The sequence below is a fragment of the Bacteroidota bacterium genome, assembly GCA_016183775.1.
Taxonomy (GTDB): Bacteria; Bacteroidota; Bacteroidia; order JABDFU01; family JABDFU01; genus JABDFU01.
Genome location: JACPDY010000093.1, coordinates 1 through 14,437 on the forward strand (window position 1 = coordinate 1; position 14,437 = coordinate 14,437).

At 40.0% G+C, this 14,437-nt stretch carries 10 protein-coding genes; 4 read left to right on the plus strand and 6 right to left on the minus strand.

The window, feature by feature from the left end; genetic code table 11:
* Window positions 1-1,865, plus strand: a 1,865-nt coding sequence (locus HYU69_11640) for an SBBP repeat-containing protein (protein ID MBI2270987.1), incomplete at its 5' end; no start/stop codon positions are given.
* Between the two features lie 27 nt (window positions 1,866-1,892).
* Here the strand turns inward: HYU69_11640 and HYU69_11645 are convergent.
* The 3 genes from HYU69_11645 to HYU69_11655 all read right to left on the minus strand — a co-directional run bounded on the left by HYU69_11645 (window position 1,893) and on the right by HYU69_11655 (window position 5,629).
* Entirely contained in the window at window positions 1,893-2,309 is a 417-nt protein-coding gene (locus HYU69_11645; GenBank protein ID MBI2270988.1) for a hypothetical protein, read from the minus strand.
* 20 nt (window positions 2,310-2,329) lie between these two features.
* Complete coding sequence (locus tag HYU69_11650; protein MBI2270989.1) at window positions 2,330-4,870, minus strand: carboxypeptidase-like regulatory domain-containing protein; 2,541 nt, start codon at window positions 4,868-4,870, stop codon at window positions 2,330-2,332.
* A gap of 105 nt (window positions 4,871-4,975) precedes the next feature.
* Complete coding sequence (locus tag HYU69_11655; protein MBI2270990.1) at window positions 4,976-5,629, minus strand: carboxypeptidase-like regulatory domain-containing protein; 654 nt, start codon at window positions 5,627-5,629, stop codon at window positions 4,976-4,978.
* A 93-nt stretch (window positions 5,630-5,722) separates the two neighbouring features.
* On the opposite strand from HYU69_11655, the gene HYU69_11660 reads away from it, so the two are divergent.
* The 3 genes from HYU69_11660 to HYU69_11670 all read left to right on the plus strand — a co-directional run bounded on the left by HYU69_11660 (window position 5,723) and on the right by HYU69_11670 (window position 11,480).
* Window positions 5,723-8,557: a T9SS type A sorting domain-containing protein gene (locus tag HYU69_11660; protein ID MBI2270991.1), complete on the plus strand. Its 2,835-nt coding sequence runs from the start codon at window positions 5,723-5,725 to the stop codon at window positions 8,555-8,557.
* A gap of 89 nt (window positions 8,558-8,646) precedes the next feature.
* A complete protein-coding gene (locus tag HYU69_11665) occupies window positions 8,647-10,785 on the plus strand; it encodes a tetratricopeptide repeat protein (protein ID MBI2270992.1) in 2,139 nt (712 codons plus the stop codon).
* 71 nt (window positions 10,786-10,856) lie between these two features.
* Window positions 10,857-11,480, plus strand: a complete 624-nt coding sequence (locus HYU69_11670; protein MBI2270993.1) for an ABC transporter ATP-binding protein — start codon at window positions 10,857-10,859, stop codon at window positions 11,478-11,480.
* A 285-nt stretch (window positions 11,481-11,765) separates the two neighbouring features.
* Here HYU69_11670 and HYU69_11675 read toward each other — a convergent pair whose 3' ends face one another.
* From HYU69_11675 to HYU69_11685, 3 genes are read right to left on the minus strand one after another with little or no spacing between them, the layout of a single operon-like run.
* A complete protein-coding gene (locus tag HYU69_11675; protein MBI2270994.1) occupies window positions 11,766-12,104 on the minus strand; it encodes a hypothetical protein in 339 nt (112 codons plus the stop codon).
* Window positions 12,101-12,694 carry a DUF2179 domain-containing protein gene (locus HYU69_11680; protein ID MBI2270995.1) on the minus strand — a complete coding sequence of 198 codons (594 nt, stop codon included), beginning with the start codon at window positions 12,692-12,694 and terminating at the stop codon, window positions 12,101-12,103. Before HYU69_11680 ends, HYU69_11675 begins: the two co-directional genes overlap by 4 nt.
* A gap of 22 nt (window positions 12,695-12,716) precedes the next feature.
* Window positions 12,717-14,348 carry an ATP-binding cassette domain-containing protein gene (locus HYU69_11685; GenBank protein MBI2270996.1) on the minus strand — a complete coding sequence of 544 codons (1,632 nt, stop codon included), beginning with the start codon at window positions 14,346-14,348 and terminating at the stop codon, window positions 12,717-12,719.
* Window positions 14,349-14,437 lie beyond the last annotated feature (89 nt).

Consider the following 14,437-nt stretch of genomic DNA (forward strand, 5'->3'; position numbering starts at 1 on the left):
GAGCAGGAAATATTTTTATTACGGGTGATACGTATTCAACAAATATGCCTCAAAAACACCTTGCAGGGGCATATAATCAGCTTGTTAACTCCGGGGGATACGATGCTTTTGTTATTAAGTTTGATATTGTAAAGAGTGAATTACTTTGGGCTACTTATTATGGGGGGAGTGGCGATGAATGGGGAGCAAGTATAGGTACTGATATAGCAGGAAATATTTTTATAACCGGGCAAACCACATCAGCTAACTTTCCACTACAAGCTTCTGGCACAGCTTACTATCAGTCAATCATAAAAGTAACGGGAAGTAACTTTGATGCCTTTGTTGTTAAATTTAATAATCTAAATTCATTAGTATGGAGTACCTTTTATGGTGGAGGAAATTTTGATTGTGGCAACTCGGTTGTAACAGACTTTTTTGGAAACATATACTTAACCGGTCAAACTAATTCTTCTGACTTCCCGATTTTTTCTTCAACGGGGGCTTATAACCAATCAGTATGGGGAGGAAGCAATGACTCGTACGTAGTAAAATTTTCAAATTCCGGTTTGTTACTTTGGTCTTCTTATCTCGGAGGTAAGGGTACTGAATTTGGTGCAACAGCTATTGCAGACGCCAGTGGTAATATTTTTATAAACGGACGGATATCGGGTTTTTCTACCGGGTTTCCACTATTGAATCCATTTGCTGGAAGCTATTTTCAGGGAAGCCTCTCCGGCTCTTTATCGGATTATTTTATAGTTAAGTTTAACCCGCTAGGAGTAATACTTTGGTCAACTTTTTTTGGTGGCACTTCTGATGAAGAACAATCGAATTCTTTCGACAACTGCTCAATAGATTCCTGTGGAAATATTTTTGTTGCGTTCATCACCAAATCTTCCGACTTGCCTCTAATCAAGGGTTGTGATGAGTTTCATGATGGAACTTATGGAGGTGGGAATTCCTGGGGCGATTGTTTTGTTACAAAATTTTCTAATACAGGTATATTATTATGGAATACATACTTGGGCGGCGGAAGTGACGAGTTTAATATTTCTATTGCAAATGATAATAATGGTGCGCTGTTTCTCACATTAAGAACTTTCTCAAATGGTGGTATGCCAATCTTAAATAAAGCAGCTGCATATAATGACAACACCTTTAACGGAATTTCTGATCTTTTTATAACAAAATTTTCTCATACAAATACATATAGTCAATCCCAGGTAAATAGTGATTGTAGTTGCAGTGGATCAGCAACAGTAACGTTGAACTGCCACTACCAAGACTTCAATTATGTATGGAGCACAGGCAGCCAAACATTAAATACTCCAAATAAAACAAATACCATTACAGGTTTATGTATGGGTACATATACAGTAACTGTAACAAGTAATTGTAATCAATCACTAACAGCTATTTATAATATTATTGGTGGTGGTGGCACAATTTCTTTAAGCAGCACCATAATAAATCCAACATGTACTACTTCAGGGATGGCTTCTATTACAGCCAATGGAGGAACTGCCCCTTATTCTTATTTGTGGAGCACCGGTAATTCCACACAAACTGTCACTGGTTTATCCGCAGGTCAATTTACCGTAACAGTTACTGATAAAAACAGCTGTACTGCCATTGCTACAATAGTAATAATTTCACCTGTGAAATTGGTTGTGCAGTTTGATAAAGGAACAGCCAACTGTGCAGGTTGCGGTTGCAAGGAATGGATAATGATAAATGCTGTAGGTGGCACAAGCCCATATAGTTATTTATGGTCGGATGGCTCTGTAAACAGGTATAAAAATAAACTTTGTTCCGGAACACATAAAGTGAATATTAAAGATAAAAACGGATGTAGTGTAGATGTTAACCTTACCGCACCTTAAAAACAAAATCATCAGAGTAAAATCTCTTTACTTATAAGGCGACCCCATTTTAAAAATATTCATGCCTTCATCCCCTTCTCTCCTGATTTTTGCCTGCATTTTAAAGGCCATATCCGCATAGTGATAAAGTTTCGCGTTTTTAAGAAACATTATTGCTTTTTCATCACCATTAATAATATTGGCAGCTGCGGCCCAATGGAAAGCTCTTTTTTGAAATAGAATGTCGAAGGCTTTGGGGTCTTCCCAAACAGCATTAATAAAGGCAGCTAAAATATAATGTTTGTTTTGTATAAGCCATTGCAGACTTTTAACATCGCCACTTACACCGTCTCTAAGCATGGTCAGTTCTTTAAAGTTGTGTTGAATTAACCAGTTAAAGGCAGCAGTATCGCCGCATTCAATATAAAGTGATAATTTTTCTATGGCTTCCTGCGGATAATTCATCTGTATATATTTTTAAGCGTTTAATGGTCAGATGCCGTGCCTGCCGGCCGGCAGGGAATAGTCAATATATTCATTTTCAGCTTGTCTCGGCCCGGAATAGCATAGGTTCTGTTAGTAACATCTTTGACCCAATAGTAAGAAATGGTGTTGTTAACCTGCAGTAAATTTAAAACTTCAACCCCAAGCCACACTGATCTTAAATTATGGAAAGGATTGTGTGGAAGCAATTTTTTACCTTCCTTCAGAAGTTGGTATGAAAATCCGATATCAACTCTTCTGTAAGGAGGCATGCGCAATGTATCTTTGTAACGTTGATAGGTAGGAGGGCCGAAGGGTAAAGAACTTCCGAATAATAAGTTCAGGTGCATTTTAAAGTCGGGAAATTTCGGCAGGTAATCCTGAAAGAAAAGACTGAAATTAACCAGTTGGTCGGAAGGGCGTGGGATATAGCCGGGCTCGTGCCGCACACTATCCGTCTTTACAATGTTGTTTGTATATCCGGCAATTATTTTTTCACCGTCACTGTTGTAATAATCATAATAATAATCATTGCGGATATTTTCTTTGGTTTGAAGTAACGACAGGCTGAACCATGATTCTATTCCATTTACAAACTCGCCATTGATCTTAAAGTCCATGCCGGTGGCATAACCATGTGCATTGTTGGAGGCGAAATAACGGATGCGTACGTTATCAATTTCATAGGGAATAAGATCGTTTAATATTTTGTAATAAGCTTCTGACACAAATTTGAACGGACGGTTCCAGAGTTTAAAATTATAATCACTTGCTAACACCAGGTGAATGGATTGCTGCGCTTTAACATCGGTATGCACAACTCCATCCATACTTCGAAGCTCGCGGTAAAACGGAGGCTGGTAATAAAACCCTCCTGATGCCCGGAAAAGAAAATTGTGTTTCCAATTGGGTTTATACGCGAAGGTAGCTCGCGGGCTGATAACAGTTTGTTGATTAAGGTCCCAGTAATTGGCCCGCAAACCCGCCGTGATGATAAGCGTAGAGGTGTCGCGCAGATCTTTGTTCCATATGTACTGTGTGTAAGCTGAAAAGCGATTTGAAGAAAGAGTATTTTCTGTTTTTAATACTTTTTGCAAATTAATTTCGGAGAGGTTGCCCTGTGGCAAGGAATAGCCCGCTGAATCAACATAATTCCATTCACTCAGCTTGTCTGTTATCAATTCATGCTGAGCTTTTACACCCCATAACATCAGATTTTTTCCTCTCAGGTAACTTCCTTTATGCTCAGCGTTCATTACTGTTCCATCAAGATAATTACGCGCATGGTTAAGGTAGGTGCCAACTCCAAGGTTCGCTTTTACCTGTCCGAAACTTGGTTTGCCAAAATCTGTTTCTATCTGGTCAATGTAATATTGCCCCATAATATCAAATGTTTCATCTTCCGAAGTTTTATAAACAGATGAAATAAATTTCATTTGCAGCCTGTCGTTCGGCCTATAGATGGCGGATAACGCGGCCTGGCCTGTTTCAAACCGGTCAACTTCCTGTCCGTCGAAATAAACCAGGAAGCGAAGCGCCTGGTTTACGGTACCAAACTGTGTTTCGCGGGTTTGAGGAACCACATTGTATTTATTGTTTGAATACATACCCAGCAGATCGATCTCCCATTTATCTGAAATATCATACGTTAAAAAGGTCTGCAGATCAATGAATGATGGCCGGTAATCACCTTTCACATCTGTTTTGCCGAGCAGGTATTGATTCGTTTTATAACGCGCACCAATTATCCATGTAAAGCGAAAGTCCTTTGAAGCTCCTTCCAGGTGTGCACTTCCGCCAAGAAGGCTGGCCGACCCTGTCCCGTTGAATTTACGAGGTCTGCGGTACTGTATATCAAGCACCGATGAAAGTTTGTCTCCGTATTTTGCTTCAAAGCCTCCTGCAGAAAAAAGGATAGAGGAGACCATATCTCCGTTCACAAAACTTAATCCTTCCTGCTGACCGGATCGGGCTAGGAAAGGGCGATACACTTCAATGTCGTTCACGTACACCAGATTCTCATCATAATTCCCGCCTCTTACTGAATAGGCGGAGCTTAGTTCATTTCTGCTCGAAACACCGGGTTGCGAAAACAGTATGGCATTGAAATCGCCGGAAGCTGTAGGAATGAAAGAGACTACTTTGGGATCGAGCCGGGTGGTACCTGTTGCACGGATGTTATCCGTTACTTCAACATCGGGTAAAATTATTTTTGTGTTTAATGTGAGCGAAATGTTTAGTTCGAAGCGCTGTCCGGGTTTTAAGTTGACCGCTTTCTTTTGCTGATTGTATCCGAGGTTTGAAAAAACAATTTCAATCTCTTTGTTGGCCGGAACTTTGTATTCGTAATTGCCGTCTTTATCTGTATAAACAGGGGCCTGTGAAGATCCGAACACGGATATCTGTATGTCTTCAGCAGGTTTGTTCTCGGCATTTATCAGCTTGCCATATATTGTTGCTGTGTTTTGGGCTTTAACAGTATAAAATGAAAAACTACAACTAAGTATAATTAAGGTGCAAAATGTATTTATTCCTCTTTTCAAAATTTATTTTGTTCAAAGTTCAAGGTTCAACGTTCAGGATTTTATGTTTATCAATACATATTTATCTTGTTCTTCTTCAACTTTGAACCTTGAACCCGTAACTTTTTAGTCCTTCTTCTTAAAATCACCCCTTTTCCAGGCTTGAATAAATTGTGTCCAGGCGATTGGGTTAAGTATGCTGTAGGATGGATATTGCCCGGCATAATATATTTTACTGTAACGCTGTTCCATAGCGTATTTGTAATTCATAGATCCATCCATGGGCATAGTAGTATATAGTTCTTTCATATTGTCATAAGCCAGGTTTTTCCTTGCACGGTCCAGATCATCTTCCGGAGCGCGAAGGTTTAGAAACACCTGTTTGAATTGCTCTTTGGTTGGCCATGGAAATACTACAGATTCTTTTAACCAGATCGAATCCTTGTGAAGCATTTGGATCAATGAATAACGGTTGGTAGATAAAGTGTCCGGAATAACAAACTCTGCCCTGGCATAACCCAATTCTGAAAAAACGAGCGTGTCGCCTTTTTGGGCCACAAATGAAAAGTATCCATAATAGTCAGCCACTGTTCCGTGACGGGTATGTTTTACGAAAATATTTGTAAATGGTACCGGTTTAAGGCTGTCTACTTCAACTACAACTCCCGAAAATTGTATCAGGTCCTTGCTGTTTTGTGTTGTGTTTGCTTTATTTTGGGCGAATGAAATATTAATAATTCCGGTCGCAACAAGTGAAAAAATAAGGGCTATCTGGCGCATTAAAAATTGTTTAAAACCAAAGTTACAAATAACCTTTGTTTTATTTCAAAAATCGCTAATTTGGTGTCCGTTTTAACAATAAATAACTCAACAATGAGCAAAAAATTATATGCAGCGTTACTTTTTTGGGCAATTTTCATTTCAACTCAATTGGTTGCAGGTAAATTCTATTGGGTAGGAGGGAATGGCTTTTGGGATTATCAAACAACTCAATACTGGTCGTTAACAAGCGGAGGTACAGGCTTTGGAGGTGTTCCGGGTCCAAATGACACAGTGTATTTCGATGCTAATTCGTTTGCAGGGACTTTTGGATCGGCGACAGTGGCAATATACGGAAGCAGCACAAACCCCGTTAAAGTACATACTATTGATTTCACCGGTGTTACTGACAACCCAACGCTTTCTATGGGAGCGAATGACAACCTTGAAATATTCGGTTCAGTGATCCTGGATAGCCTCATATCGGTTAGTGTAAGCGGAAATGTAACGTTCAAGTCTGCAAAAAAAGGAAATATTATTAATCTGTTTGATAGGATCGTAAACTTTTCATCGATAATATTTGATGGCCCGGGTGGTGAATGGACACTGGGTGATAGTTTGCTTTCCAATGCTGCGATATCTTTATTTGCGGGTAATATTATTACAAATGGGTACAATATTCGTTGTAATACTTTTACTGAAAGTGATATGGGGGCAGCCCGTGGAATTCAGTTGTCAAATGGATCGAAAATAATTTCAACCGGCGGCTGGAACTTTAACGATCAGGCAGGGACGCTCAATTTTGTAATGGATGCGGGAACAACAATCATTATGAAAAATCCGGGATCTCTCACCACATTTGATGGGGGAGGATTGACGTATGCAAATGTGGCCTTCATGGGCATGGGAGGAAGTATAAACGGTGCTAACTATTATGATACATTATCGGTTCATCCGCAATCGACATTAACTATTCCTTCCGACATACAGCATTTTAACGCGATTATGAGTTATGCTGCTCCGGGAGTGCCTGCCTCTGTTAACGGGGGAGCCTCACCCATAGTATTATATGATCAGGATGGCGGTTTAAATTGTTTGAACTATACCGACCTGTTCAATATTGATGCGCAGGGTCCTGCCGGAACAACCTATAGCAGTTATGCAGGTACTAATTCAGGTGTGGTAACAGGGGTTTCTGTTGCAACTCCTACGTCATTCACATATGCTGCGTACAAAACAGCCAACTGCGCTGACGGAAATGATGCGGCCGTTGCAGTACAGGGTTCAGGTGGAATAGCTCCTTACACCTTCCAATGGCTTCCCGGAAATTATGTGGGCGATACTTTAAAAACTGCTATTGGAGGCACCACATATACAATAAATATGAAGGATGTTTGTCATGCCGTTTATACATCCACTGTTTATGCCAATGGCCTGCCCGATAATGTAGTGTCGCCAACGATCAGTAATGACAGTGTTCTGTGTTATGGTCAAGGGATGGACGTATTTATTTCTACAATTTCAACCGGGGTGAATTACTCATGGAGCCCCGCTGCAGGTTTAAGCAGCACTAACTCAAATTACGCGTTTGCGAATCCCACCGCCACCACCACATATACTGTGACCATGTCGAGCGGTACATGTGTGAAATCATTAACTATAGCAATTAAGATCGAAAATCCCAAGGCCGTATTGTCGCCTGATAGCATGGTGGTTTGCAGCGGCAGCGAATTTGTTTTAGATGGAGGCTCGAGTACCGGTATAATTAATTATCCTTCATGGGGAGGCTTGGAAATTGCCGATTTTACTGATTCATTAAGACCTAAAATTGTTGAAAAAAATATCGGGGGTATTTGGTATTATTTAAGCCTTTCCGGTAAGCAGTGCAGTTCAATGGATTCAATATATGTAGATATTGTTGATTCAATTATCAAGATACATGGAAATATAACCTACGATAACGGAACAGGTACTGTTACAAAGGGATATGTGAAGCTTTTTAAAGATACAAGCATTATCACACTTAAAGGGAAATTACAGATGATCGATTCGGTGCTGATACAGGCTAACGGCAGCTATGCGTTTGACTCTACAAAGATCAAACCGGGCTATTATTTTATCAGCGCATATCCCGATCCGGTTATGTATCCCCGCGTAACCCCAATGTATTACCTGGATCCTGTTTATGCCAATGATACATGTACTTTTTATTGGGATTCGGCTTACGCAATCACGGCAAATTGCGCTGATGATCTCCAGAAGAATATTGATATAGATCAATTGCCTGATCTTACAACCATGGGCGGGAAGGCTGTTGTTAATGGCCATATACTTGAGGGTGCCGGGTATGTTGAATTGGGTAAAGGAAAATCCAACTTTATAACAATGAAAGTGGGTGATCCTGTAAAGGGTGTTGGTGTTGGTCTTGGAAAAAAACCAAACCCATCGGCGAATATAATAGCAACTGCAGCAACCGATACATCCGGCTTTTACCAGTTTAAAAATATACCTCCGGGTAATTATGTGATATTCGCTGATATTCCGGGTTTGCCAATGGATTCAACTTACGAAATAAATATAACCGGTGTTGATTCTGTTCCTGACATGGATTATTATGTGAATGACAGTATTATATATATTGATATTAGTACAACCTCTGTTAAAAATATTTCCGGTGCATCCGCTTACTCTGTATTTAAAGTATACCCTAATCCATATAATGGCGCTGTTACCTTTCACCTGAGTCTGAATGAAAAGTCGGCAGTAGCAATGGAAGTTTTCAATCTGCTTGGCGAAAAAATTTCTACACTGGAAAGGGCTGTTTTAAATGAAGGCGATCATCGGTATTCATTTAGTGCCAAGGACATTGGTTTGTCAGCGGGTATTTATGTAGTAAAACTAACAGTGAACAATAACATTTATACGAAACGCATTGTTGAGTTGAAGTAGAATATGTGCAATAGTGCCAGGTATAGATCCCCTCGCCATTCGCGGAGGGATCTATTTTTTTAAGCTGATTATTACTTACTTTTGTTTGAATGGTTAAAACATCCCGATCAGGTAAATATTTATCCGGTTTTATTCTGCTTTTAAATCTTTGTTTAAGCGGCTACGCGAATAAGTGGCAGGATAGTGTATTGGCTGTTTTGCCAGGGTTAAAAGACAGTGCAAGGGTTGATTGTTTAAACAGGTTAGCAGATTCATTCTCCGAAAACGATCCCGGTAGATCAGGACAATATGCAGTTTCTGCAATGCATTTGTCTGATAGTATAAGTTATGGGCATGGTAAGGTTACAAGCCGGGATAATCTGGGATATGTATTTCTGTTGACTGCCCAATATGACAAGGCTGTTAATATATATAAAGAGGCGATCTCGGTCGCAGAGCATATTGGTTTAGTAAAGAAACTCGACTGGTTGTATAACCGATTGTCCGCGGCATATTATTACAAGGGTGATTACGAAGAATCGTTAAAAAGTTATATCAAAACGGCAGATTATGCGAAAAGGATCAACAACAAAAATACGCTGTTTGAAGCTTATAGCGGAATGGCGAATATTTTTATGGCCCGAACAGATTATAACAATACGGAGAAATATTATCACGAAGCACTTGTAATTGCTAATAATCTGAATGACAGCGGCAGCATTGCGCTCATTGAGAATAATTTTGGGATAATGTATGAGGCGCAGCAAAGATATAATGAAGCTTTGACTCATTATGAAAAAGCGTTGGGCATATACAAAAGCAAAAGAGACAGTTCTTCTACGGCCCTCACTTTGCTGAATATAGGAGGTTGCAATAGTTTAACCGGCAATTATACGGGCGCTCTGAATTTTTACAATGAAGCGCGTCAAATATTTATGCGCAGTAATGATAAAAACAACCTGGTTCTGTGTTATACCAATATTGCCATCTTATTTTCGAAGAAGAAAGATTTTATTACAGCAATAGAATTTTTAAATAAGGCGCTTGAGTTGTCGAAAGAAACAGGGCGAAAAGAATTAATTAAAAAGTGTTATGAGGAACTGGCTGATTTATATTATCAGACCGGCAAGTATCAAAAGGCGTATGATTATTTTAAAATGTATGCAGAGATAAAGGATTCCATATTTAATGAGGTTAACGCGAAAAGTATCAATGAACTGCAAACCAAATATGATACAGAACGAAAAGAAAATGAGATCGTGCGGCTTAACTTACAAAGTGAAGCGCAGGAAGCCCGCATCAAGCAGCAAAATATCCGCACCTATTTTATAGGAACCGGCCTTTTACTGGTTTTAATAATTGTGTTTGTTGTATACAGACAATACAAAATTTCGCGAAGAACCAACAAAGAACTTGCCTTAAAAAATACTGCTATCCGTAAACAAAAAAGGGAGATCGAGACCCAAAAATTGGTTGTAGAGAACCAGAATAAGGAGATTACTGACAGTATCAACTACGCGCGACAGATACAGCAAGCCATATTGCCATCCGACCTGCTGATCAGCAAAGTGCTGCCCAATCATTTTATTTTGTATAAACCCAAAGCTATTGTAAGCGGCGATTTTTACTTTTTTGCTGAAAAAAAGGATAAGTTTTTTATCGCAGCGGTTGACTGCACAGGTCATGGTGTTCCGGGCGCATTTATGAGCATGATCGGGCATAATTTGTTGACTCAGATAATCAGTGAAAAGGATATTACCGAACCTGCCGAAATTTTGAACCAATTGCATAAGGGTGTACGACATGTTTTGCAGCAGGATACTGAAAATGCCGGCAACCGTGATGGAATGGATATTGCTTTACTTGCGATCAGCAAAAATTTCAAAGAGGTCGAATATGCCGGTGCAAACCGTCCTTTATATTTAATACGACAAAATGCGATTAATGAAACAAAAGGTGATAAATTTCCGATCGGGGGTTTGCAATACGAATTGGAGCGCAAATTCACTGGTCATTCTATTCAGATCCAAAGCGGGGATTCTATTTACCTGTTCAGTGATGGTTACGCGGATCAGTTTGGGGGTGAAAAAGGAAAGAAGTTCATGGTTAAGAGCTTACAGAGAACTTTACTTGAGGTAAGCTCCCTGCCATTGCACAACAGGAAAAGTAAATTGGATGCTGTGATTGAGAATTGGAGAGGAAACCTGGAGCAGATTGATGATATACTTGTTATTGGATTGGAGATTTAAAACCGGTGAATAAGAGAATGGGTTTCATTCATTAACAAAATAAACAGAACGTAAACATTATCCGTCACTTTGTGAAAGTCAATCTGACTAATATAGGCAAACGTTATAACCGCCATTGGATCTTCAAAGGTCTTAGTTACGAGTTCAGTTCGGAAAACGCGTATGTAATAATGGGCGCGAATGGTTCGGGCAAGTCAACTTTGTTACAGCTTATTGCCGGCAGCCTGTCACCGTCAGAAGGGGAAATTTCTTATCACAATGATTTAGTGCAGGTGCCTGGTGAGCAGATTTATTCAAGTGTAGGAGTCGTAGCTCCTTACCTTGACCTGATTGAAGCATACACCCTTGAGGAGATAATTGCTTTCCATTTTCAGTTCAAACAATTTTATGCAGGCATTAGTGCAAAAATTTTTATTGAGATCATTGATCTGCCTTCAGCGCAGAATAAACCGCTAAAGGAGTTCTCTTCAGGAATGAAGCAGCGTGTTAAGCTCGCACTTGCCATATTAAGTGATACCCCGTTATTATTATTGGATGAACCTGCAGCAAATCTTGACAAAAAGGGAGTTGAATGGTACAGTCAATTAATGAACAAATACCGAAACAACAGGCTGGTAATAGTATGTTCTAACCAGCAAAAAGAAGAGTACGGGTTTTGTAATAGAGAGTTGATGATTGAAAATTACAAGGGATGACATTGCTTTTAGCGCAATGTCATTAAGTTAAGCCTGAAGGGCTTGAATAGAAATAACCGCCGGTGAAACGGAGGAAAAAATAACACAAGCCATTATCCAACCCCGAAAGGGTTGAATATCATCAATGTAAATATATTTAACCCTTTCAGGGTTGGGCTTTTCTCCCACTCATAACCCCCGATACAATCGGGGGTTATTTATATTCAAGCCCTTCGGGCTTATTGCAATAAACTATTACTCTTAACTTAATGACATTGCGCTCAAAGCGATGTCATCCCTATAATGTTACCCCTCCCTCCACATTTTAGGAAAGTAAAAAAAAAGCCACCAACTGATAATAATAAGGCCAATAAAAAAGGCGGGGTAGCTGATCCAGCGCATTTTTAAGTTAAAAAACTCATCACACATCCAAAGCGAGTTCGCCAGGATCCAAAAAGTAATTGCAAGGTTAGGCAGGCAATTGGCTGCATTTAATCTTGTTTTATATACTATCATTAACGAAAGCGTAAGTGTAGGAAAGATCATCGCGATACCCAGCGGTTTTATTTGTAATGCCCAGCAGGAATCTTTTACAAGCCAGAAAGGTATATGCAGGTTTTCATATATAAGCAGGTTTTTCCTCATTTTCTTACAGAAAGAATACGTCGGAGAGCTGAAGAATTTTCCCTGCTTGTAAACACACCCTGGCCTTTATCTCTTATATCTTCAACCGAATAAAATGCAGTAGGATTGTTCTTATTTATAATTCTGATCACCGAGTTAATATTAGTCCGGCTCACAATGCTTAAAATGACTTTAACCGGGCCTACAGCACCTTGTGCGTCAATAACAGTGATCCCATGATTTTTTCCTTTTAATTCGGCAACAAGGCTATCGCAATTCTGGTTGGTAATGATACGAATGATCTGCAGCCCAAGCGCCAGGCGTTCTTCAATAAGTAAGCCGATATAAGTGCCGGCCGCAAACCCTGCTGCCCAGCCGAAATAGCAAGCCCAGTTATTGAGGTTTTTCATTACCTGTGCCACTACAATGATCCAGATCAACACTTCGAAAAAACCAAGGAATGGCACAATTGTTTTGTATCCTTTTGAAATGAATACATGGCGTAGTGTACCAAGGGTTACATCACCAATACGGGAAAGAAATATAATGCAGGGTAAAATGATCCAACTGTAATAGTCGAATGATCCTACGGTTATTGATAGAAATGTCATGGTTGCAAAAGTAAATATTAAATTACGCTTTTACCATTTTCGGATACATCTTCTCACGCAAAGCTTTAATACCTTCATCCGAAATATATTCATCATAGCTCATGCGTTTGTCAATGATGCCTTTTGGTGTAAGCTCAATAATCCGGTTAGCGACACTTTGTACAAAGGCATGGTCATGTGAGGTGAACAGGGCCACGTGTTTCCAATCCTTTAATGCGTCATTAAAGGCAGTGATGGATTCCAGGTCCAGGTGGTTGGTAGGTTCATCTAAAATAAGGCAGTTTGCATTGGTCAGCATCATGCGTGAGATCATGCAGCGCACTTTTTCTCCGCCTGAAAGTACATTACATTTTTTGAGGGTTTCTTCACCCGAAAAAAGCATTTTACCCAGGAAACCGCGTATATAAGTCTCATTTTTATCTTTTGAGAACTGCCGCAGCCAATCGATGAGGTTCTCATCAACGGTAAAGAATTTGGAATTCTCATTGGGTAAATAGCTTTTGGTGATGGTGCTTCCCCATTCGCAAACACCTTTGTCGGCTTGTTCCTGGCCAACTAAAATTTCAAAGAAGGTTGTAATCGCTATGTGTTCTTTAGAGAGAATCGCGATCTTGTCGCCCTTGTTCATTGTGAAACTGATATTCGAAAAATACAATGAGCCGTCAGGCCCTGATTTGGCAAGGTTTTCTATATGTAATATCTGGTCTCCGCAATCGCGTTCGGCTTTAAAAATAATGCCGGGGTATTTACGTGTGCTGGGTTTAATATCTTCAATGACCAGTTTTTCCAGCAATTTTTTACGACTGGTTGCCTGTTTTGATTTGGAAGCATTGGCACTAAAGCGCTCAATAAATTCCTGCAGCTCTTTACGCTTATCTTCCAGCTTTTTATTCTGATCGCTCTTTTGGCGCAAGGCCAACTGGCTCGATTCATACCAGAATGTATAATTCCCGGTGTACAGTTGTATTTTGCCAAAATCAATGTCCGCAATGTGCGTACATACGGAATCTAAAAAGTGCCTGTCGTGCGATACAACAATAACGGTGTTCTGAAAATCTGCTAAAAAATTCTCCAGCCAGTTGATGGTTTCCACATCAAGGTCGTTGGTTGGCTCGTCCAGCAATAATATGTCGGGATTGCCGAATATGGCCTGTGCCAACAGCACACGCACCTTTTCTTTACCGCTCATTTCACCCATGAGGGTATTATGAAACGCTTCTTTCACTCCCAGGTCGCTCAACAGGTTGGCTGCATTGCTTTCCGCGTTCCAGCCTTCCATTTCGGCAAAAAGGGTTTCCAGTTCTGAGGCCTTAATACCATCCGCATCACTGAAGTTTGGTTTGGCGTACAAGGCATCTTTTTCCTGCATTACACTCCAAAGCTTACTATTGCCCATTAAAACAGTCTGTAAAACAGTAAAGGCGTCAAACTCAAAGTGATTCTGCTTCAGCACGCTCATGCGCTCGCCCGGAGTAATAGATACTTGTCCTGTTGTAGGGTCGATCTCACCCGAAATAATTTTCAAAAAAGTTGATTTGCCGGCTCCGTTGGCGCCAATAACACCGTAACAATTACCGGGTGTGAATTTTATACTTGCTTCGTCAAATAACTTACGTTTGCCGTAACGTAAGGAAAGATTAGATACTGCGATCATGAGTGTACTAGTTTATAGGAGTGCAAAGGTAGTGTTTATGAGGGATATTTTTCGGTAATTGGTGATCAGTAATCGGTAATCAATTGTAT

Excerpts from the sequence above, each read along its gene's own strand:
- HYU69_11645 (MBI2270988.1), bottom strand. The coding sequence starts at position 2,309 with ATGAATTATCCGCAGGAAGCCATAGAAAAATTATCACTTTATATTGAA.
- HYU69_11680 (MBI2270995.1), bottom strand. The coding sequence starts at position 12,694 with ATGACATTTCTATCAATAACCGTAGGATCATTCGACTATTACAGTTGG.
- HYU69_11685 (MBI2270996.1), bottom strand. The coding sequence starts at position 14,348 with ATGATCGCAGTATCTAATCTTTCCTTACGTTACGGCAAACGTAAGTTA.
- HYU69_11665 (MBI2270992.1), top strand. The coding sequence starts at position 8,647 with ATGGTTAAAACATCCCGATCAGGTAAATATTTATCCGGTTTTATTCTG.
- HYU69_11660 (MBI2270991.1), top strand. The coding sequence starts at position 5,723 with ATGAGCAAAAAATTATATGCAGCGTTACTTTTTTGGGCAATTTTCATT.
- HYU69_11655 (MBI2270990.1), bottom strand. The coding sequence starts at position 5,629 with ATGCGCCAGATAGCCCTTATTTTTTCACTTGTTGCGACCGGAATTATT.
- HYU69_11675 (MBI2270994.1), bottom strand. The coding sequence starts at position 12,104 with ATGAGGAAAAACCTGCTTATATATGAAAACCTGCATATACCTTTCTGG.